The following is a 19,101-nucleotide window of genomic DNA, read 5'->3' on the forward strand; positions in this document are numbered from 1 at the left end:
CGGGCCGAGGGTGCGGTACGCCGTTCATGCCGGGTGGCGGCGGGGAGCGGTCCGCGGGCGCCGGGGGGCGGCTCTGCGCTGATGGTGACCCAGGGTGAAGGGAGAAAGGAGGGCAGAAATGCACGAATCGCATATGGCGGACAGGACGAAGCCCCCGGTCACGGGGGAACAACCGGGGGCTTCGCGTTGCTGGGCGACTCGTACGAGCCGCACATTGAGAACGTAAGACCTGTATGGCCCCCAGGTCAAGCCGAGTTGGGGCACTCGTAGCACCTTGGGCAAGTCTCCGGCGCAGCGGACGGTCGACCACTACGGACAGTCACGCCGGGGGCAGACCGGTGGCCGCCGCGGGCCCCGGCAGCAGCGCGTACCCCTCCGGCCCCCGCCGTACCAGCGTGTCGGCGAACGGACGCGAGGGGTCGGAGGCGAAGTGGGCGCGCTCCGCCGGCCGCCAGTCGTCCCAGAACACGGACAGCCCGGGACCGTCGCGCAGCTGCCCCTGGGACCAGGCGGCCCGGTCGGGGACGTCCATCCACAGCAGCCGGGCCAGGTACGGGCGCACCGCGCGGCGGCCGCTGCCCACGCCCTCGATCAGCACCACGGGCGCGGGCGGCAGTGCGCGCCGCCGGTCGGCGAAGCGCCCGGCCACCCAGTCGTAGGGCGCGTACCGGGCGGTCGTGCCGCGCGCCAGCGGCTGGAGGATCTGCACGCGCAGCCGGTCCGTCCAGGCGAACAGCTCGTCGTGGGTGGCCAGGTCGTCCGTGTGCACCACCGGCGCGCCGCCGAGCTCGGCGGCCAGGTGGGCGGCGAAGGTGGACTTGCCCGACCCCGCGTGCCCGTCGACGGCCACCAGCCGGACCGGCCCGCAGGACGGGGGTGCGGCCCTCAGGTGCCGGGCGAGCGAGGAGAGCGTTTCCATCGGCTCCACCCTAGGTCAGCGGGCCGGAGCCGCCAGTGGTCCCTACCAATATTGGAGACGCGCCGCGAGGGGAATCACTGGCCTGTGACCGCTCACAACGGCGATAGTTGTGCACTGCCGCGCACCCGCCCACTGGCCCGAGACTGGGGGACCCCGTCATGACCGGAACCGGAAGCAGGCCCACCCCACGGCGCACCGTCATCGCCGCCGCCCTCGGCACGGCGACGGGCCTGACCGCGGCCGGCACGGCCGCCGCGCTGCAGGCCGGCCGCACGACGACCACCGGTTGCGTCGACCACCACGCCTGGAGCGGCTACGGCGACTGGTGCGGCGGCACCGCCCAGGGCGTGCGGGTGATCGCCGGCGCGTGCCCCGGCGTGGCGCTGTCCCACCCGGCGGGCACCGCCGAGTACACCGACCCGCACACCGGGACCGCCGCCGCCTGGCACTACGCGACCTGGACCTCCCCGGTCGTGCGGCCCGCCGTGCCCGCCACCGAGGCCGTCGTCTCCTGGAACGCCCGCACCCCCGCGGGCACCTGGCTGCAGATCGAACTCCAGGCCACCTACACCGACGGCGCGGCGTCCCCCTGGTACGTCCTGGGCCGCTGGGCGTCGGGCGACGGCGACATCCGCCGCACCTCCGTCGACGGCCAGACGGACGGCAGGAGTTCGGTGTGGACCGACACCCTCTCCGTCGACGACCCCGCCCAGGGCCTGCGGATCGCCTGCTACCAGGTGCGGCTCACCCTCTACCGCAGGCCGGGCAGCGGCCTCACCCCGGTGGTGTGGCGGCTGGGCGTCATGGCCTCCGACGTCCCCGACCGCTTCGAGGTGCCGCCTTCCGTCCCCGGGCTCCCCGGCGGCCGGGAGCTGGTGGTGCCGTGCTACTCGCAGAACGTCCACATCGGGCAGTACCCGGAGTACGACAACGGGGGCGAGGCGTGGTGCAGTCCCACCAGCTCCCAGATGATCATCGAGTACTGGGGCCGCGGGCCCACCGCCGAGGACCTGGCCTGGGTCAATCCCGATTACGCCGACCCGCAGGTCTGCCACGCCGCCCGCTTCACCTACGACTACCAGTACGAGGGCTGCGGGAACTGGCCCTTCAACGCTGCCTACGCGGCCACGTACCGCGAACTGCGCGGCGTGGTCACCCGGCTGGAGAGCCTGAGCGCCGCCGAGCGGCTGATCGCCGCGGGCATCCCGCTGATCACCTCGCAGTCCTTCGTCAAGTCGGAGCTCGACGGGGCGGGTTACGGCACCGCGGGCCATCTGATGACGGTGATCGGCTTCACCGCGGACGGCGACGTGATCGCCAACGACCCCGCAAGCCCCTCCGACGCGGCGGTGCGGCGCGTTTACCAACGCCGCCAGTTCGAAAACATCTGGCTGCGCACCAAGCGCTACAACGACACCGGCAAGGTCGTCTCCGGTACCGGAGGAGTTTGCTATCTGTATTTTCCGGCGTGGCTGAACCGGCCGCAGAAGCGGGCGCTGGCCTCCGTCGGAGTCTGCTGATCGAGCGGCGGAAACGCGGTACGTAACGTCATCACGGGGTGTCGTTTCGTAACTCCTGGCCGAATGCGGACCGTTGATTTCCGTTTGCTTCTTCCCATCGAACGGACGATCAGTAACCTCGGCTGAGCACCGGCGAGACAGGAGCCGGACCGAGTGCTCGACGAGTGGGAGATGCTGACTGATGGAGAACAAGGCGGCGCGGCCGATTGATCCGGACCAGCCGGTTGCCCTCGCGGACGCCGCCGTGCTCCACTTCCCCGGGGACGCGGGCGGTGACGGCTCGGGCAGGGATCCGGTGGTCTCCAGCGGATTCGCAGGCGTAGGACGGAAGATATGACCTCGGGCACAGCCGGCAGAGACGGAAGACAGACTGCCGACGACGGACCGCTGCGGCGGTTCGCGGCCGTCTGGAACCGCGCCGTCTTCCCCGCCACCGCGACCTCGACGACGCGGGAGGAGTTCGAGGAGTTCCTGCTCCCACTCGCCCGTCGGCTCCAGGCGGCGCTGCGCGCCCCGTCCTTCGACACCCAGGCCGCCTACGAGGTCGGCGCCGCACTGGTGGACGCGCACGTCACCGACCCGGACGCGCTGCCGCAGATCCTCGGCACGATCGACACCTGCCTCGTGCCGTACTGCGCCCCGGACCTGCCGCTGCCGCCGGAGGAGGCCCGCGCCCGCTGCACCCGGCTCCAGCACGCCCTGGCCGCCGGATTCGTCCGCGAACTGCGTGAGCGCACCCGCAGCGAGCAGGAGGCCATCTCCCAGGCCGCGCTCGCCGCCGCCAGCGAGGCGGAGGTGGCGCTGCACGCCAGCGAGGCCAGGTTCCAGGCGGTGTTCGAAGGGGCGGCCATCGGCGTCGGGATCGCCGACCTCGACGGCCGGGTGCTGGTCGTCAACGACGCGGTGGCCCAGATGTTCGGCGGCCGGGAGTACTTCCGGACCAGCCGCAACGTCCTGGACTGGGTGCACCCCGAGGACGCGCCCGGCGTCCTGGACCTCTACCACGAGCTCGTCTCCGGCAAGCGCGACTTCTTCCGCATCGTCAAGCCGCACCCGCACCCCGACGGCAGCGTGCTGTGGACCAACCTGACGGTCTCGCTGCTGCGCGACTCCACGGGGCAGCCGCAGTACCAGCTCGCGCTGATGGAGGACATCACCGAGCAGCGGCTGCTGGAGGAGCGGCTGCGGTACGAGGCCACCCACGACGAGCTCACCGGGCTGCCCAACCGCACCCTGTTCCTCGAACGCCTCGACCAGGCGCTGGCCGAGGGCGCCGAGACCGAGCGGTTCGGAGTCTGCTACCTGGACCTGGACGACTTCAAGACCGTCAACGACAGCCTCGGCCACGCCGTCGGCGACCAGCTCCTGATCGCCGTCGCCGAACGGCTGGCGGCGTGCGCGACCTCCCCCGCCGAGATGGTGGCGCGGGCCGGCGGCGACGAGTTCGCGGCCCTCATCGCGGGACCCGGCGCGGCCACCGAGGCCGCCGCCCTCGCCCACCGGATGCTCACCGCGCTCGCCGAGCCCGTCACCGTCGCCGGCCGCGAACTGCTGGTACGGGCCAGCATCGGCGTCGTCGAAGGACGCGCGGGCGAGATCGGCACCGCGGAGGTCATGCGCAGCGCCGACATCACCATGTACCGGGCCAAGGCGGCGGGCGGCAACCGCTCCGTGCTCGCCGACGCCGACTCCAACGCCCGCGTCATCGCCCGGCACAGCCTCACCAACCGGCTGCCGTCCGCGCTGGAGAACGGCGAGTTCTTCATCGAGTACCAGCCCCTGGTCCGGCTCGCCGACGGCAGCGTACGCGGCGCCGAGGCGCTGGTGCGCTGGCTCCACCCCGTCCACGGTGTCCTGGGGCCCGACCAGTTCATCCCGCTCGCCGAGAACACCGGACTGATCGTGCCGCTGGGCCGCTGGGTCCTGGAAGAGGCCGCCCGGCAGGCCCGCGCCTGGCGGGAGAACACCGGCCGCCTCTGCGGCGGCGACCAGCTGCGGGTCAACGTCAACCTCTCTCCGTTGCAGCTGGCCCACAAGTCCCTGGTCGCCGACACCGTGGCGGTCTTGAAGGACGCCGGGCTGTGCCCCACCGCGCTGTGCCTGGAGGTCACCGAGTCCGACCTGATCGGCGCGGACGAGGACGCGCTGCGGCCGCTGCGCCAGCTGTCCGAACTGGGCGTCGACATCGCCCTGGACGACTTCGGCACCGGCTACTCCAACCTGGCCTACCTGCGCCGGCTGCCGGTCAGCACGCTCAAGCTGGACCGCTCCTTCACCCGGGGCATGCAGCGCGCACCCGCCGACCCCGTCGACGTCAAGATCGTCGAAGGCATCGTCTCGCTCGCCCACACCCTGGACCTGGCCGTGACGGTGGAGGGCGTCGAGACCGGGGTGCAGGCCGAGCACCTGCGGATGCTGGGCTGCGACACGGCCCAGGGCTGGTACTACGCCCGCCCCGGGCCGCCGGAGCGCCTGCACACCCTGGCGCTCGCCGACGCGAGCTAGCCGGTCGCGGGGGCGGTGGTCGGCCGGGCGCTCGGAGGGCGGTCGAGCGCTTGTCGGCGGACCATGGAGGTGTCGGCCCATCCGGTCCTCGGGCCGCCGGTGACCTTGCGGGCGGCCCGCGGCCGGGCCCCAGGAGGTTCCCATGGACATCGCCGCCCCCTGGCGGCCGTCGCCGGGCACGGCCTCTTCGCCGCCACCACCCTGGTACTGGTCCTGCCGGCCGCCCTCGGCGTCGGTGAGGGCTGACCCGTGCGGGCCCCGGTACGGGTACCCGTGAGCGCCGGGCAGGAGCGGGGCGAGCCGCGGTGACGATGCCCGGAGCCCCGCGCTCGTACTGGATGGAGACGGCCCCCGGGCCCGCCTACCCGCGGCCGCCGGCCGCCCTGCGCGTCGACGCGGCGGTCGTCGGAGGCGGCATCGCCGGAGTGTGCACCGCCTGGGAGCTGGCCCGCGCCGGGCGGTCTGTCGCCCTGCTGGAAGCGGACCGGATCGGCGCCGGGACGACCGGCTGCACGACGGCGAAGATCTCCGCGCTGCACACCCTGAGCTATGCGCGGCTGCGCGCGACCCACGGGCCCCGGGCGGCGGGTCTGTACGCGGCCTCGCAGCAGGACGCCCTGGACCACATCGGCCGGGTCGCCGACGAGCTGCGCATCGACTGCGATCTGGAGCCCGCCCCGGCCTACACCTTCGTCACCTCGGACGACCGGCGGGAGTCGGTGCGGCAGGAGACCGAGGCCGCGCTGGCGGCGGGGCTGCCCGCCTCGCTGGTCACCGACACCGAGCTGCCCTTCCCGGTGGCCGCCGCCGTGCGCGTCGCCGACCAGGCCCAGTTCCATCCGCGCCGCTTCCTGCTCGCGCTCGCGGACGACCTGCGGGGCAGGGGCGGGCAGATCTTCGAGCACGCGCGGGTCACCGGCCTGCGACCGGGCCGCCCGCCCGTCCTCACCACCGAGGACGGGGCGACCGTCACCGCCGCGGACGTCGTCGTGGCCACCCACTACCCGGTGTTCGACCGGGCCCTGATGTTCCTGCGACTGGAACCGTTCCGTGAACTGGTCGTCGCCGCGGCCGTCCCCGCGTCGGCCGCGCCGCACGGCATGTACATCACCCCCGAGCAGGGCACGCGCTCCGTACGCACCGCCCCGCTGGACGACGGACGGCGGCTGCTCATCGTCACCGGGGAGAAGTTCACCCCCGGCGCGGGCGGGGTGCAGGCCCGGTACCAGCGCCTCGCCGCGTGGCTGCGGCAGTACTTCCCCGACGCGGAGATCACCCACCGCTGGGCCGCCCAGGACATCGCCTCCACCGACCGGCTGCCGCTGATCGGACCGCTCCACCCCGGCGCCGCCCACGTCTACGTCGCGACCGGCTTCGGCGGCTGGGGCATGGCCACCGGCGCGCTCGCCGGACGGCTCATCACGTCCCTGATCACGGGGGAGGGGACGCGCTGGGCCCGGCTGTACGACCCGCGGCGGCTGAAGCCCTCCGTGGAGGCCGGTCCCGCCCTGGCACTCCAGGCCCGGGCCGTACGGCACCTGGTCGGGGACCGAGTGACCGCGCCGCGCGTCGGCTCGGTCCGCGAGATCGCCCCGACTCCGGCGCCGTGGTGCGCGTGGGCGGGCGGCTCCGCGCGGTCCACCGCGACCCGTCCGGGGCCGTGCACAGCCTCTCCGCCCGGTGCACCCACCTCGGCTGCGTGGTGCACTTCAACGACGCCGAACGCACCTGGGAGTGCCCCTGCCACGGCTCGCGGTTCGGCCTGGACGGGGCCGTGCTCCAGGGCCCGGCTGTGCGCCCGCTGGCCCGGGCCGAGAGCCCGCCGGACGAGCCTGCGCCGCCGTCGTAGCGGCGGGAAGACGTTCTCCCGCCCGCCGCGGAGGACCTCCATACTCGTGGAGCCGCGCGCGAGAGGTTCCTACGCAGAGGAGTGGGGAGATGGCGAAGCCGACGCTGCTGGTGATGGGGAGTACCGCGATGACACCGTGGGGCCGGGACCAGATCCGCAGGGTCTGCGCCCAGGCCCGGCGCCGGGGGCTGCGGCTGCTGGGGGCCGACACGGAACGGAACGTACGGGGCGCGCCGCCCGAGGAGATCGCCCTGATGGACGAGACCCTGGCCCTGGACGTCCACGACCCCGAGGCATGCCGTGCCTGGGCCCGCACGGTCCGGCCCTCCGTCGACGCGGTGCTGACCATCCGGGAGCTGTCCGTGCTGCCCACCGCGGTCATCGCCCGGGAACTGGGGCTGGCGGGCAACGCCCCCGAGGCGGTGGTCCGCATCCGGAACAAGGACGAGTGCCGCCGGCGTCTGCGCGAGGCGGGCCTTCCGCAACCCGCCACCGCCCTGTGCCGCAGCGCCGCCGAGGCCGAGGACTTCATCCGCCGCACCCCGCCGGGGCCCTGGGTCGTCAAGCCCCGTGACGGACTCGCCAGCATCGGCGTGTCCCGCATCGACGAGCCCGGCCGGCTGCCGGACGCGCTGGCGAGGTTCGGCGCTCCGCCACCCGCAATGGGCGACCTGCCGCTCTCCCCGTACTTCCTGGTGGAGACCTACGTCAGCGGTGACGAGTACTCCGCCGAAGGCGTCGTGGTCGGCGGCGTGCCCCAGGTGCTGGCACTGACGCGCAAGACCGTCACCGACGACTTCGTCGAACTGGGACAGCGGGTGCCCTCCGGGCTGGACGAGAAGACGTCGGGCGAGGCCGCCGACGCCGTCAGCCGGGCACTGACCGCGGTCGGCCTCACCCATGGCATCTTTCACGCCGAATTCTGGGTGACGCGGGACGGCATCGTCCTGGGCGAGCTCCACGACCGCGGTGGCGGGGACTTCATCCACGCGCTGGTCGAGCACACCCGCCCCGGACTGGAGCTGTACGGCACGCTGATCGACGACCTGCTCGGACGTCCCCCGGCTCCGGTCCCCGCACCGGCGGGCTCCGCGCGCGCCGAGTTCCTGCTCGCCCCGCCGGGCACGCTGCGCGCCGTCGACGGGTGGGACGAACTGGCCGCGCACCCCGCCGTCCAGGCGGCCCACCTCCAGGTGGCCCCCGGCGACGTCATCGGGCAGGCCAAGGACTCCTACACACGCTCCGCCGTCTTCGTCACGCGCGCCGACGACGGCCCCGACCGCGTCGACGAACTCACCGCCGACCTGGCCGCCCGCGTGACCTTCCGGGTCACGTCCGAAACCGGCTGAGCACCGGGCCGCCGCGGGCGTGCGGCCGGTCCCGCGGGGGTAGGGCAGCCGCATGCCGGAGACTTCAGCGGACACCGCATCGGACGCCTGCTTACCTCTCACCGACCCCAGGACCGGCCGCCCCAGGGACCCCGCCCCCGTCAGTGGGACGGGCCGCGTCGCCGCCGCGGTCGCGGCCGCCCGCGCGGCGCTGCCCGGCTGGGCCGGGCTGACGACCGCCGAACGGTCGCGCCGACTGCTCAGGCTCGCCTCTCTCATGGAGGACCACGCACAGGACTACCTCCGCGCGGAGCAGGCCGGCACCGGAAAGCCGGCCGCCGAGCTCACCGGCGAGATCGAGCAGTGCATCGATCTCGTCCGGTTCTACGCGGGCGCCGTACGGGCGGATCTCACACCCGCGAGCGGGCACCGGCTGCCCGGCCGGGAGAGCTGGGTGCGCTGGGAGCCCCTGGGAGTCGTCGCCGCGATCGTGCCGTGGAACTACCCGCTGATGATGGCGGTGTGGCGGTTCGCCCCCGCTCTCGCGGCGGGCAACACCGTCATTCTGAAACCGGCGGAGACGACCCCGGACAGCGCCCTGCTCGTGGCGGCGCACGCCCGCGAGGCGCTGGGACCGGACGTCCTCGCCGCGCTGCCCGGCGGCCGGGCCACCGGCCGGTCGCTCGTCATGAGCCGCGGCGTGGACGGCATCGCCTTCACCGGCAGCCGGGCCGCGGGCCTGGACGTCGTCGCCCGCGCGGGGCTGCGCCGGGTGAGTCTGGAGCTCGGCGGCAACGCGGCGGCGGTGGTGCTGCCGGACGCGCCCGCGTACACGTACGAGCGACTGGTCGGGGCCTCGACGTACAACGCGGGCCAGAGCTGCGCCGCCCCGGCCCGGGTGCTGACGCTGCGCGAGTCGTACGAGGAGGTCGTGGCGGGGCTGGCGGCCGCCATGGCCGGCCGCCGGGCGGGCGCGGACTTCGGCCCGCTCAACAACCCCGACCAGGTCAAGCGCCTCGACGCCATCCTGGAGGCCAGCGACGCCGGCGTCCGGAAGGTGTCGCCGTTGAGCCTCGGGGAGGGCGAGGAGGACGGCTATTGGCGGCCGGGCATGGTGCTGGCCGACGTGCCGGACGACGATCCGGCCGTACGTGAGGAGGTCTTCGGGCCGGTGCTGACGGTGCAGGCCCTGGACGACACCGACGCGCTGCTCAGGGCGGCCAACGGTGTGCCGCACGCCCTGGCCGCCAGCGTGTGGGGCCGTGACACCGCCGCCGTACTGCGGCTGGCCACCCGGCTCGACGCCGGCGAGGTGTGGGTCAACTGCCATCTGGAGCAGACCGGCGAGCTGCCGCACGGCGGCCGCAAGGAGTCCGGGCACGGAACGGACCTGAGCGTGCTGGCCCTGACCGAGTATCAGCGGCCCAAGACCGTCACCGTCAACGTGGAGTAGCGGTCGCCGCCCGGCCGGTCCCGCTCCCGGGTGCCTCCGGCGCGAAGCGTGCCAGCACGTACAGCGCGGGGCCGGTCAGGTCGCTGTCGGCGGCCCGGGTGTTGTCGTACATGCCGAGGACCCGGAAGCCGTGACCGCCGAGATAGTGCTCGATCTCCTTGGGGAACGTCAGCCGGAACCTGACGTGGTCGCGCTGCGGCGGTCGATCGCCGATGCGCCATTCACGGGTGCGGACCAGGAGCTGGTTGCGGCGGTCGAGGCGGTACCGCGCGTCCGCGGTGGCGGTGAGCCCCGGCGTGTCGATGGTGAAACGCTGCTGCAGGGCGTGGCCGTCCGGTGTGGCGATCGCATTGGGCACGTGCAGGATCAACAGCGTGCCCGGCACGGAGTGCGCGGCGAAGGTCTCCACGGTCCGGTCGAGGTCATCGTTGGTGTGGATGTTGGACAGCGCCCAGCCCAGGCAGGTGATCGCGGCGAACGTCCGGCCGAGCCGGAGTGCGCGCATGTCGCCGGTGTGGAAGTCGAGTCCGGGACGGCGCTTGCGGGCGTAGGCGACCATGGCGTCCTGGTAGTCGACGCCGACGCAGTCGAAGCCCGCCCGGGTGAAGTACTCCGCATGGCGGCCCGTACCGCAGCCGATGTCGAGCAGGGAGCGTTCCGGTACGGTGCCGTGTTCGCCGATCAACCGCACGCACATGGCGGGAATGGCGGTTTCGGTGTCCGGATAGACCTCCTCGTACAGCTCCGGACTCTCGTACAGCAGATTGCTCAGCGACGGATCCATGTTCCCTCCCGGTCACGGGCCATCGGCCCTCCGGGCTCGGCGGGGCGGGCGTCGAAGACGACGCGGGAGGCGAGGCCGGTGGCCAGCGCGTCGGCGTCGCCGGGGCTGTCGGCGCCGACGACGAAGACGGCCGAGCGGGTGAAGGCGTCCTTGACCGCCGGGACGACGTCACCGGGGGCCACGTTCAGATCGGCGATCCGCACGGCGGGGTGGCCCGCCAGTTCGTCCCAGCCGTGGACGGCGCGCAGCGTGCCCGCGGGAGCGAAGAGGAATTCGACGCGTGCCGAGCCGACGGGGTCGGGGAACGGTGTGGGGGCACGGCCGAGCGCGTCGTCGACGCAGGCGCCGAACAACTCCAGGCCGGGCCGGGTGTGTTCCACCAGGGCGTGGATGTAGTCGCCGGCCGTCCGGACGTGGAACTCGCCGAGCACCACCCCCGACGGCGTCAGCCACAGCTCGACGTGGAAGATGCCGTGGGTGACTCCGAGCGCTTTCAGCGCCCGCGCCACGGTGTCCTCGGCGTCCGCCGCCACGTCCGGCGCGAGCCCTGAGGGCACCCGCTGGCTCGTCGAGAGGAAGCCGTCGGTGATCTGCTTGTGGGTCAGGGCCAGGACGTGGGGGACGCCGCCCACCACGACGCCTTCGGCGGAGTACTCCTCGCCGGTGACGTAGGTCTCGATCAGGAAGGAGCTCGCGGGGGGCAGCGATGCCTTGGGGGACAGCCCGCCCCACAGCCCGTCGACGGCCGCGGCCAGCTCCCCGCGGTGATCGATGCGTGAGACGCCGATGCTGCCCAGGCCCGCGCGCGGCTTGACGATCCAGGGCCCCGGCCCGGTGGCCTCCAGGAACCGTTCGGCGTCGGCGAGGCCGCGGCACACGGCACTGTGCGGCTGCGGGAACCCGGCCTCGCCCAGCCGCTGCCGGCACAGGTCCTTGGTACGGACACGGGCCACCACCTCCGGGGCGTTGCCCGGCAGACCCAGCGCCTGAGTCACCTCGGCGGCGGCCAGGACGGAGGTCTCCCGGATCGTGAGGACGGCGCCGACATCGGGCCGGGTGGCAAGCGCCCACTCCCGGCACGCCGTGGCGTCCTGCACGTCGAGCGGCACCACCTCGTCGAACAGGGCGAGATGCTCCTCCGGCGCTCCGTCGAGCAGCGCCGGTCTGTCGGCGCCGATCACCCGGGTCCGCCGGCGGGCCTGTTCGCTGATCCGCCGGACCATGTCCTGCCCCAGCTCGGCATGCCCGTGATGCCCAAGACCAGCACCGCCGCGTCTGTCATGGTGCCTCTATGCCCTCTCTGTGGGGATGTCAGTGATGCCGCTGTGCCGGTTCAGCCGATCGGAGGGCGTGCCCCTTCATGTGCTCGGAGCACGCCCCGCCGGACATCGGGGATCAGGTACGCCCGGCATCGGAGGTGATCGCGCTGTGGACGGCCGTCCACAGCCGGTGCCGGGCGTGCAGGGTGACCTGCACGGACCGGGCGCAGTCGGCCCACTTCCCGGCGTCGTCACCGCACAGGTCGACGAGCATGTGCATCGCCATGGGCGTGTGCTCGTCCGCGTCGACCTCGATGTGGCGATCCAGGTAGTCCTTGAAGCGCGCCAGCCTGCCGTGCGGGTCCTCGATCCGGACGACCTGCTCGAACATCTCCGGGATCAGGTCCTCGCGGCCGAAGGCGAAGACCGCGGCCCGGCAGTGCAACGGGGCGGTCTCCAGCACGGTCCAGGTGCTGGTGACGAAGTCGGCCGACGCCTGCGGCACGCGCGCCGTCTCCAGGGCCTTCACCACCGGCAGCCCGTCGCGCAGGGCGTCGAGGAAGGCGTCGACGGGGGCGGTGTCGGCACCGAGGTCACCCATCGCCATGCGGTACAGCTCGAAGTGGCTGAGGTAGCCGTCCCCCAGCTCGTCGCTCTCCTCCACCAGCGTGATCTCGTTGATCAGCCGTCGGCTGGCCACCGGCCCCTGGGGCAACCAGGGCACCTCGACGCACGTCAGCTCGCGTTGCAGCGACGTCAGCAGGGACATGAAGTCCCACACGGCGAAGACGTGGTGCTCCATGAAGACCCGCGCGGCCGCCTCGGTCGTGACGGAGCGGTACATGTCGTGGCCGATGACGCTCGTGCGGGCGGGTGCGATCCGGTTCCTGAGGTCGGTCAGCCCCGGGTGTGAGACGGCGGTGTGGTACCGCGAGGTCGCCATCATCGCTCCTTCGGCGGGGTGCCGCTGCGCGTGCCCTCGGCTCCGGCGCAGGCGTGGCACGGGCAGTGGGCACAGCCGACGTCATGCAGATAGGAGGGCAGCCGGGACTTGCCGTCGCAGATCAGGCAGTGCAGATTCCCGATCGGGCTGAGCACCTCCTCGTAGACCACGACGTCCATCCGGCCCTCGGAGTCGACCGGCATGTGCGGAGCGCCGATGGCCAGGATCACGTGATCGGTGATCGCCCCGACCGCGTGCGAGACGGCCCCTTCGACGATGTAGATCTCCCCCGCCTCGGTGGGATGGACGCGGCCGTTGTAGGTGATGGTGCCCCTCCCGGCCAGGACCACCAGAACGTGGTGGCCGGGATGGGTGTGCGGCGGGAAGCCCTTGCCGGCGGGCAGCCGGATCACATCGGCTCCGATGGTCCCGTTGCCGACCAGTCCCACGCCGGTCGCGTCGGCGCCGTGCATGGCCACGGGCCGCTCGCCGTGCGGGACGTGCAGGGAGGTGGCGTCGGTGCCGATCGCGGCGTCGGCCCACCGGACGATGCTGAGCTCGTCCTGCACCGCGGGCTGCGAGGTCATGACGCGGCCCCGTCGGCGTCACGGAAGTAGGCGGCGTTGAGCTCGGTGAAGTGCTGCCACTCCGGCGGCACCTCCTCCTCCCGGTAGATCGCGTCGACCGGGCACACGGTGGCGCACAGGTCGCAGTCGACACAGCGTTCGGGATCGATGAACAACTGCCGGTCCCGCTGCTCGCCCTCGATACAGTCCACCGGACAGACGTCGACGCAGGCTCCGTCCTTGACGTCCACACAGGGCTGGGTGATGACGTATGTCACGTGCGATCTTCTCCTCGTGAAGCGGTGTCGGTACGAGAACCCTTCTCGGTGCGGTGGGGCCGGGCCCGGCCTTCGCCCTGGCCCGGGCAGCCGTCGACGGTGACCGCCAGGTCGGAACAGACCGGCCCGCGCAGCCGCTTGCCGGTGCGCAGGTCGAAGGTGGCCCCGTGCCAGGGGCACTCCAGGAAGGCGCCGTCGACGACTCCTTGCGCCAGCGGGGCACCGCGGTGCGGGCAGCGTGCCGGCACGGTGACGGCGCGATCGCCCAGCTGTACCGTGAACACGTCCTTGCTGCTGCTCAATTCGGCTCCGATCACAGGTGGCGATCCCGGCCTTTCACAGGTGGAGGTCCGGACCTTTCACAGGTGGAGGTCCCTGACCTTGCCCGCCCATTTCTCCGCGAACTGCAGATCTCTCCGGTACGTCGCGTCAGCGATCCCCTTGGCCCATTGCGTATAGCGACAGCCGCGGACCATGTCGCGCGGCCGGAAGCGGTTCTCCTGGCGGTATGCGGACCGGTTCAGCCGGACATCCGCGAGGCCGTTCCATTCGGTTCCGCGATGCTCGACGGTGATGGGCAGGCGGCATGCCAGCCGTATCCCCGCCGCGGTGTGTCCGCCGTGATTCGCGTCTTCCGCGATGGCGATGTCGGGAAGGTTGAAACCCTGGGGCGCGAAACGCTGAACCGGCGCGTAATTCTGCGCCTTCTTCACCGCGTTGTACCGCATGCGCTGAGCGATGATGTTGTACATCTCCACCCGGCTTGCGGTGATTCCGTGGTCCTCCGGTCGGAATCCGTCCCGGAATCCGGTGTAGCAGAACAGGTCCGTGAACTCCATGGTCCACGGCGCGTCGAGCTTACGGCCCACCGGGACCGTGAAAATGGCGAGATCGACCTCGGGATCCGGGCTGTTCGCCGCCCAGTGCGCGATCTCCTGCAGGAGGCGGGTCGGACTGCTGCCCGCTTCCAGAGCCAGCTCCACCAGCCTGTCCCAGTCCTCCGGCCGGCCGGTCCGTCCGGGCAGTTCGACGCCGACGCTGTCGTACAGATGGCGGCACAGCCCCTCCGGCACCCGCTGGACCCGCCGGTATATCGAGCGCGGCAGCAGGAACTCGCGGCGTTCCCAGTTGCTGCCGTCGAAGTGCAGGCACCGCTCGAACTCCGCCTCGACACCGGTGCGGACCGCTCGCAGGCGCCGGGCCAGCGCCACGACATCGTTGCCGACCGGCTCCACGACATCGTTGCCGACCGGCTCCACGACGTCGGCGACGTCCGGCTCCACCGGGGCGGCGGAGGCCGGCGTGCCCGGGGCGGTGGCGAGCTGACCGCCGTACGTCCGCGCCTTACGCGTCAGGAACAGCGCGAGCGCGGGGAAGGAGAGCAGCGACTGGTTCAGCTCCTGGAGCACGCACCCCGACTCGTGCCAGCACCAGAGCACCGTCGCGAGGACGAGATGGCATCCGGACCAGTCGGCGACGTCCGCCTTACGGCATTCGGCGACCATCGCGACGACGGCCCGGTTGTCGAGCACCTCCTCATCGACCAGGAGCCGCACCCGTTCGATCGAGGAGACCCGCTGCTCGAACCCGGCCAGCAACTCGTCGCGCTCGGCGTCCGCGAGCCGCTCCCACGCCCGTCGGGCCACCGCCGGAAGGTCCCGCAGCGCGACGGGCGGGCCGAGCCACAGAGCGGCGCCCGACCCGCCGGGTGGCTGAGCGGCAGCGCCTGCCCCGCCGGGCGGTCGAGCGGCGGCACCCGCCCCGTCGGGTCCGTGAACAGCTGCGTCCGCTGCCGCGACCACCCCCAGCCCGTGCGCCCGCGCGACGTCCCGTGCCGCCTTCACGTCGTCGACCGCCACCAGCGGGGCGTGCAGCCGTACGGCCGCCGCCAGCGCGGCGACGTCGGTCAGCTCCGCGTCGGTGACCACGACCGTGTCCGTGGCCAGCCCCAGCGCCTCGCCGATCCGCGGAAGGACGGCGGCAGGGGTACCGCCGAGCATCCCGAGCCACTGCCCCATACGGTCCAGGGCACCCGCCACGCCCTCCGCCTCACGCCCCATGGCCAGACAGAACACGTACCACCAGACCAGCGACGCCCGCGCGTAGGGAACCTTGAAGCGATACCAGAGCCGCTGGAAGCGCGCGAAATCCTCCGCGTCGATCCCGTACCCGGCCAGCTCACCCGGCTGAATGCGGAACTTTCCACCGCGCGTCAGTCCATCGACAACATCCCGACCTAGGACCTCCGCCGCGGCCATACCCAGCACGACGACCAGATCATCGTCCTCGTTCAGCATTTTCAGTCTGCCGAGTAATTCTTCTTCGATTCGGGCGACTCGGACTTCGTCCTCCTCGGTGAAGTCCGGATGCGCACACAGCGAGACCGACGATGTCATACGACCTCCGGTAAACTCGCGAGGGAATTATCCCGCTCTGGGAGATCAAGCCCATCCGAGGCTAGGGAAGACCTTTGCGAGGGGCAACGGCGCCTGATGTGACGTCGTTGCCCTCTGGTTTGATCCCGCCATGGCGATCACAGGCCGCCCGAACCATGTATGCGAACCTCATGCGGCCTCAATGGCCGGAAGTCCGTGCCATGCGGCCGCTTTGCCTCTTGCCGCGCCGATTCCCGGTGCCGCAGGGGGACGGTGTGACGCGTGGGCAGTCCCGCGCCGAGACCCGGAACGACTGAAACCCCGTCAGGTGCCTTCTCGGGCCTGCCCGTCCCGTGGTGTCAGAGGCGCTGACTGGCCTGTCGGCCACACACCAGGAGAATCGGCGCATGCGATACATCATCATCGGTGCCGGCGCCATCGGCGGCGCGATCGGCGCCCGCCTCCACCAGTCCGGGCAGGAGGTCGTCCTCGTGGCCCGCGGCGAGCACCACGCGGCGCTGCGCGAACGCGGGCTGACACTCCAGGCGCCCGACGGGAGCCACACCCTCCGCATCCCCGTGGTACGGGGGCCCGAAGAGATCGAACTGCGCGGCGACGACGTGTTCTTCCTGGCCGTCAAGACGCAGGACACGGCGTCCATACTCGCCGCCTGGGCGGCCCGCCCGGTCTCGGGAGGCGGTTCCGCCTCCCGCCTGCCGCTGGTATGCCTTCAAAACGGGGTGGAGAGTGAGCGGATGGCGCTGCGTCACTTCCGGCACGTGTACGCCGCCTGCGTCGTCCTGCCCGCCGCCTTCCTCACACCGGGCGTCGTCCGGACGTGGTGCGGCCCCCGCACGGGCGCCCTGGTCCTGGGGTGTTTCCCCGAGGGCAGCGACGAGACCGTCCAGCGCATCGCCGACGACCTGCGCGGCTCCACCTTCCGCACCCTGGTCGCGGACGACGCGATGCGCTGGAAGTACGGCAAACTCCTCGGCAACCTGGCCAACGCCGTGGACGCGCTGTGCGGCCGGGCGGCGGACGGACAGCTCCAGGAACTGATCGCCGGGGCCAGGGCCGAGGCGGTCGAGGTCCTGAAGCGCTCGGGCATCGCCTACGCGGAACCGGAGGAGCTGGCCGAGCTGCGCCGCGGGGCCGTGGACGAGGTGACGGGCACCGCCGCCGAACCGGGGCACAGCTCCACGTGGCAGAGCCTGCGGCGCGGCAGCGGCTCCGCCGAGGTCGACTACCTGAACGGTGAGATCGCCATGCTGGGCCGGGCGTGCGGGGTCCCGACCCCGGTGAACGAAGCGCTGCAACAGCTGGTGAACACCTGGGCGCGGGAGCGCCGTGAGCCCGGCGGCCTCGCCCCGTCCCGCCTCGCCGAACTCCTGGCACACACGGCAGTCCCCGTTCGACAGGGCTCCGGCTGAGTGCCGTCGCCGCGGGCGTTCAGGCCCGCTCGGCGGCGAGGGTGGCGGGGGTCGGGCCGTCCGGGCGGACGGTGAGGCTGTAGGCGGCCTTGGTGGGGGTGGAGCGGAAGGTCAGGGTGTGGGCGGGCAGCAGGTGTTCGAGGAGAAGGGTCGACTCGCGGAGGGCGAACTGCAGGCCCAGGCAGGCGCGGGGGCCGATACCGAAAGGCAGGTAGGCGCCTGGCGGGGTGGGGCGGCTGCCCGGAGTGGTGAAGCGCCGCGGGTCGAAACGCTCGGGATCCGGCCACAGCTCAGGGTCCCGGTGTACGAGGTAGGGGCAGACCAGGACATCGGTGCCCGCCTCGATGGCGTAGCCGGCCAGGGTGTCGTCCTCGACGGCGTGCCGGGGCAGGATCCAGGCGGACGGGTAGAGCCGGAGCGTCTCGTTGACCAGGGCCTGGATGGCTTCCCGGCGCTGCGGTGAGCCTTCGTCGCCGGCGGCGAGGGCCTGTTCGCGGGCCGCGGGGTGGCGGTCGAGGAGCAAGTAGAACCAGGTCAAGGTGGTGGCGGTGGTCTCGTGGCCGGCGACCAGCAGCGTGATCAGTTCGTCGCGGATCAGCCGGTCGGTGTACTCGGGGCGCTCGGTGGCCGCGTCGAGCAGGACGTGCAGCAGGCCCGGGCCGTCGGGACCGGCAGCGCCGCGGCGGGCGGCCCCGATGGCGCGCCGGGCGACCGCGTCGATCCTGGACAGGTCGGCGGCGACGGCCTCCTCGGCGTCGACGGCGTCGGCGGGCAGGGTCGGCAGGGCCGCCACCACGGTTCCTACGGCGGTCAGTTCGTGCGCGGTCTCGCCATCGAGGGGGTATCCGGTGAGGGAGCGCCAGATGGTGTCCAGGGCGAAGCGGCGCATCTCCTCGCCGACGTCGAGCATCTGCCCGGTGCGGGCGTACTCGGCCCAGCGCTCGGCGGTGCTCCGGGCGGCCTCGCTGATCCGCTTTTCGTAGCGGCGCATCCCGGTGCCGGTGAACTGGGACTGCAACAGGCGCCGTTGCCGCTTCCATGCCTCGCCGGTGGCGGCGAGGACGCCGTCGCCGATCAGCAGGCGGGCGCGGTGGGAGCGCTTGACGTACCGGTCCGGGTGCCGGGCGAGCACGTGTTGGACGGCCCGGGGCTCCGTGACCAGGACCGTGGGGCGCGGCCCGAGGCGGAACGCGGCGATACCGCCGAGCCGCTCGCGCGCCAGGGCCAGCAGATCGACCAGCTCCCCGCCGTCGGAGCGCCACCGCTCCACGAGGGCGGAGTCCACCTCGGGGACCGGCCGACCAGCTGGAGCAGCGTTCGGCGGGAGGGCGGCGGAACGGGCTTCGGTGGCCACGGGTCTTCTCCTGTTCGACCGCTGGGCTTGGTCCCTGACGGAGCGTGAGCATCACGGACTGTACGGGAACCGACGTGCTCGGTGACAGCCCGCCTCGCATCGGGACCACGTGAGAGGTGAGGAACCCCCGTCGCCGCCTTCCGCCGGCACTTCGCCCAGCACCCTTCCCTAAGGTCCCCTTGCCCCGGGGCTAAGGCACCTCCCGTGCGGCACGATGCGCAAGCCTGTCGATGTGGCGCCCCCGCCTTGGAGACGACGCTGGAAGCACAACAAGAGACCAGCTGGGTCCAAGGAGACCGTCATGTTGCACCACGAGTACCAGACCGCCCGCCAGGCCGAGCTCCTCTCCCGCGCCGCGCAGCGCCGCCTGGTCCGCGAGGCCGAGCAGGCCGCGAAGGCGGCCCGTGCCGCCGCCGACAGCACCTCCGGCGCCGACGGTCGCAAGCACCACGTCCGCGCCGCATGACGGAGCAGGGGCGTCGCGTGGCTGGGCACCCGGCTGCAGCGGCCCCAGCCGACGCCGTAACCGCTGTCCCTC

Annotated in this window: 15 protein-coding genes and 2 pseudogenes; 8 read left to right on the top strand and 9 right to left on the bottom strand. The window is 72.5% G+C overall.

Features of this window, described 5'->3' with window-relative positions; translation table 11 throughout:
* Nucleotides 1–319 precede the first annotated feature (319 nt).
* Nucleotides 320–919, bottom strand: coding sequence for a uridine kinase (locus Q3Y56_RS29590; protein ID WP_304464834.1), 600 nt, complete (start codon nucleotides 917–919; stop codon nucleotides 320–322).
* 158 nt (nucleotides 920–1,077) lie between these two features.
* On the opposite strand from Q3Y56_RS29590, the gene Q3Y56_RS29595 reads away from it, so the two are divergent.
* From Q3Y56_RS29595 to Q3Y56_RS29620, 6 genes and pseudogenes are all read left to right on the top strand, one after another.
* Nucleotides 1,078–2,439, top strand: a complete 1,362-nt coding sequence (locus Q3Y56_RS29595) for a peptidase C39 family protein (protein WP_304464835.1) — start codon at nucleotides 1,078–1,080, stop codon at nucleotides 2,437–2,439.
* A 333-nt stretch (nucleotides 2,440–2,772) separates the two neighbouring features.
* On the top strand, nucleotides 2,773–4,944 hold the full coding sequence (locus Q3Y56_RS29600) for a bifunctional diguanylate cyclase/phosphodiesterase (RefSeq protein ID WP_304464836.1): 2,172 nt from the start codon (nucleotides 2,773–2,775) through the stop codon (nucleotides 4,942–4,944).
* A gap of 69 nt (nucleotides 4,945–5,013) precedes the next feature.
* Nucleotides 5,014–5,190: a hypothetical protein gene (locus Q3Y56_RS29605; protein ID WP_304464837.1), complete on the top strand. Its 177-nt coding sequence runs from the start codon at nucleotides 5,014–5,016 to the stop codon at nucleotides 5,188–5,190.
* Nucleotides 5,191–5,255: 65 nt separating this feature from the next.
* Nucleotides 5,256–6,793, top strand: a pseudogene (locus Q3Y56_RS29610) (FAD-dependent oxidoreductase).
* A gap of 254 nt (nucleotides 6,794–7,047) precedes the next feature.
* On the top strand, nucleotides 7,048–8,142 hold the full coding sequence (locus tag Q3Y56_RS29615; protein WP_304465857.1) for an ATP-grasp domain-containing protein: 1,095 nt from the start codon (nucleotides 7,048–7,050) through the stop codon (nucleotides 8,140–8,142).
* 52 nt (nucleotides 8,143–8,194) lie between these two features.
* Nucleotides 8,195–9,574, top strand: a complete 1,380-nt coding sequence (locus Q3Y56_RS29620; RefSeq protein ID WP_304464838.1) for an aldehyde dehydrogenase family protein — start codon at nucleotides 8,195–8,197, stop codon at nucleotides 9,572–9,574.
* Here the strand turns inward: Q3Y56_RS29620 and Q3Y56_RS29625 are convergent.
* The 7 genes and pseudogenes from Q3Y56_RS29625 to Q3Y56_RS29655 form a co-directional block, all read right to left on the bottom strand.
* Nucleotides 9,561–10,358 carry a trans-aconitate 2-methyltransferase gene (locus Q3Y56_RS29625; RefSeq protein ID WP_304464839.1) on the bottom strand — a complete coding sequence of 266 codons (798 nt, stop codon included), beginning with the start codon at nucleotides 10,356–10,358 and terminating at the stop codon, nucleotides 9,561–9,563. The two genes, Q3Y56_RS29620 and Q3Y56_RS29625, sit on opposite strands and share 14 nt — an antisense overlap.
* On the bottom strand, nucleotides 10,343–11,581 hold the full coding sequence (locus Q3Y56_RS29630; protein WP_304464840.1) for an ATP-grasp domain-containing protein: 1,239 nt from the start codon (nucleotides 11,579–11,581) through the stop codon (nucleotides 10,343–10,345). Before Q3Y56_RS29630 ends, Q3Y56_RS29625 begins: the two co-directional genes overlap by 16 nt.
* Nucleotides 11,582–11,753: 172 nt before the next feature.
* Nucleotides 11,754–12,560 carry a DUF3050 domain-containing protein gene (locus Q3Y56_RS29635; RefSeq protein WP_304464841.1) on the bottom strand — a complete coding sequence of 269 codons (807 nt, stop codon included), beginning with the start codon at nucleotides 12,558–12,560 and terminating at the stop codon, nucleotides 11,754–11,756.
* The gene (locus Q3Y56_RS29640) at nucleotides 12,560–13,147 is read right to left on the bottom strand and encodes a cupin domain-containing protein (protein WP_304464842.1); all 588 of its coding nucleotides are present in this window, start codon (nucleotides 13,145–13,147) and stop codon (nucleotides 12,560–12,562) included. The genes Q3Y56_RS29635 and Q3Y56_RS29640 overlap by 1 nt, the downstream gene beginning before the upstream one ends.
* Nucleotides 13,148–13,203: 56 nt before the next feature.
* Nucleotides 13,204–13,404: pseudogene (locus tag Q3Y56_RS29645) on the bottom strand (indolepyruvate ferredoxin oxidoreductase subunit alpha); the annotation flags it as partial.
* On the bottom strand, nucleotides 13,401–13,706 hold the full coding sequence (locus tag Q3Y56_RS29650; RefSeq protein WP_304464843.1) for a Rieske 2Fe-2S domain-containing protein: 306 nt from the start codon (nucleotides 13,704–13,706) through the stop codon (nucleotides 13,401–13,403). The gene Q3Y56_RS29650 and the pseudogene Q3Y56_RS29645, both read right to left, overlap by 4 nt.
* A gap of 57 nt (nucleotides 13,707–13,763) precedes the next feature.
* On the bottom strand, nucleotides 13,764–15,701 hold the full coding sequence (locus tag Q3Y56_RS29655; protein WP_304464844.1) for a hypothetical protein: 1,938 nt from the start codon (nucleotides 15,699–15,701) through the stop codon (nucleotides 13,764–13,766).
* A 485-nt stretch (nucleotides 15,702–16,186) separates the two neighbouring features.
* Here Q3Y56_RS29655 and Q3Y56_RS29660 point away from each other — a divergent pair, with 485 nt between their 5' ends.
* Nucleotides 16,187–17,209, top strand: coding sequence for a ketopantoate reductase family protein (locus Q3Y56_RS29660; protein WP_304464845.1), 1,023 nt, complete (start codon nucleotides 16,187–16,189; stop codon nucleotides 17,207–17,209).
* A 19-nt stretch (nucleotides 17,210–17,228) separates the two neighbouring features.
* Here the strand turns inward: Q3Y56_RS29660 and Q3Y56_RS29665 are convergent, their stop codons facing one another.
* The gene (locus Q3Y56_RS29665) at nucleotides 17,229–18,563 is read right to left on the bottom strand and encodes a cytochrome P450 (protein WP_304464846.1); all 1,335 of its coding nucleotides are present in this window, start codon (nucleotides 18,561–18,563) and stop codon (nucleotides 17,229–17,231) included.
* A 301-nt stretch (nucleotides 18,564–18,864) separates the two neighbouring features.
* Between Q3Y56_RS29665 and Q3Y56_RS29670 the strand changes: the two genes are divergently transcribed.
* The gene (locus Q3Y56_RS29670; protein ID WP_304464847.1) at nucleotides 18,865–19,029 is read left to right on the top strand and encodes a hypothetical protein; all 165 of its coding nucleotides are present in this window, start codon (nucleotides 18,865–18,867) and stop codon (nucleotides 19,027–19,029) included.
* Nucleotides 19,030–19,101 lie beyond the last annotated feature (72 nt).

This window comes from Streptomyces sp. XD-27 (genome assembly GCF_030553055.1).
GTDB lineage: Bacteria > Actinomycetota > Actinomycetes > Streptomycetales > Streptomycetaceae > Streptomyces.

Bases quoted from the DNA above. Each gene is read 5' to 3' on its own strand.
- Q3Y56_RS29660 (WP_304464845.1), top strand. From the start codon at position 16,187: ATGCGATACATCATCATCGGTGCCGGCGCCATCGGCGGCGCGATCGGC.
- Q3Y56_RS29590 (WP_304464834.1), bottom strand. From the start codon at position 919: ATGGAAACGCTCTCCTCGCTCGCCCGGCACCTGAGGGCCGCACCCCCG.
- Q3Y56_RS29615 (WP_304465857.1), top strand. From the start codon at position 7,048: ATGGACGAGACCCTGGCCCTGGACGTCCACGACCCCGAGGCATGCCGT.
- Q3Y56_RS29625 (WP_304464839.1), bottom strand. From the start codon at position 10,358: ATGGATCCGTCGCTGAGCAATCTGCTGTACGAGAGTCCGGAGCTGTAC.
- Q3Y56_RS29630 (WP_304464840.1), bottom strand. From the start codon at position 11,581: ATGGTCCGGCGGATCAGCGAACAGGCCCGCCGGCGGACCCGGGTGATC.
- Q3Y56_RS29640 (WP_304464842.1), bottom strand. From the start codon at position 13,147: ATGACCTCGCAGCCCGCGGTGCAGGACGAGCTCAGCATCGTCCGGTGG.
- Q3Y56_RS29620 (WP_304464838.1), top strand. From the start codon at position 8,195: ATGCCGGAGACTTCAGCGGACACCGCATCGGACGCCTGCTTACCTCTC.
- Q3Y56_RS29635 (WP_304464841.1), bottom strand. From the start codon at position 12,560: ATGGCGACCTCGCGGTACCACACCGCCGTCTCACACCCGGGGCTGACC.
- Q3Y56_RS29600 (WP_304464836.1), top strand. From the start codon at position 2,773: ATGACCTCGGGCACAGCCGGCAGAGACGGAAGACAGACTGCCGACGAC.
- Q3Y56_RS29655 (WP_304464844.1), bottom strand. From the start codon at position 15,701: ATGCTGAACGAGGACGATGATCTGGTCGTCGTGCTGGGTATGGCCGCG.
- Q3Y56_RS29595 (WP_304464835.1), top strand. From the start codon at position 1,078: ATGACCGGAACCGGAAGCAGGCCCACCCCACGGCGCACCGTCATCGCC.
- Q3Y56_RS29670 (WP_304464847.1), top strand. From the start codon at position 18,865: ATGTTGCACCACGAGTACCAGACCGCCCGCCAGGCCGAGCTCCTCTCC.